The organism is Fructilactobacillus sp. X7R9C1 (genome assembly GCF_059901005.1).
The window spans coordinates 1-493 of the sequence record NZ_JBWXVG010000045.1 but is presented as its reverse complement, the minus strand read 5'-3'; the positions used below and the strand labels follow the sequence as shown (position 1 = coordinate 493).

The following is a 493-nucleotide window of genomic DNA, read 5'->3' as shown; positions in this document are numbered from 1 at the left end:
TCCCTTCATAAATACTAACCAACGCGTTTTGCTTCGTTTATCTCCAAATAGTGGCTTAGCATCAAATAACTTCAAAACATCGTTCATTGGTATTTGCTCCGTATTCCACTTAAAAATCAAGACTCCATTTGGTTTAAGAACTCGCATGCATTCATTAAAACCATCGGACAAATCATCTTTCCATGTTTCCGGATCCAACACGCCATACTTCTTGGCTAACCACGAGTTTTTTCCTGCTTTAATTAAATGAGGTGGATCGAACACTACTAAATTAAAATGTCCTTCTTCAAATGGAATATTTCTAAAGTCTGCTTGAACGTCTGGATTAACATTCACAACATGTCCAGTTTTTAGCTTTTCATAGTAATGTCGATTATCCATAAATAGAACATTGTCATTGTGCTTGTTGAACCAAAACATTCTCGAACCACAACAAACATCTAATATATTTTTATTAGTTTTCATTGATTGCATCCCATAGCGTAGGTGTTAT

General features: G+C 34.9%; 1 protein-coding gene. It reads right to left on the bottom strand.

The annotated features are described in order from the left end of the window. Positions 1–465, bottom strand: a 465-nt coding sequence (locus tag AC6UD0_RS07330; protein WP_500708703.1) for a class I SAM-dependent methyltransferase, incomplete at its 3' end; no start/stop codon positions are given. Positions 466–493 lie beyond the last annotated feature (28 nt).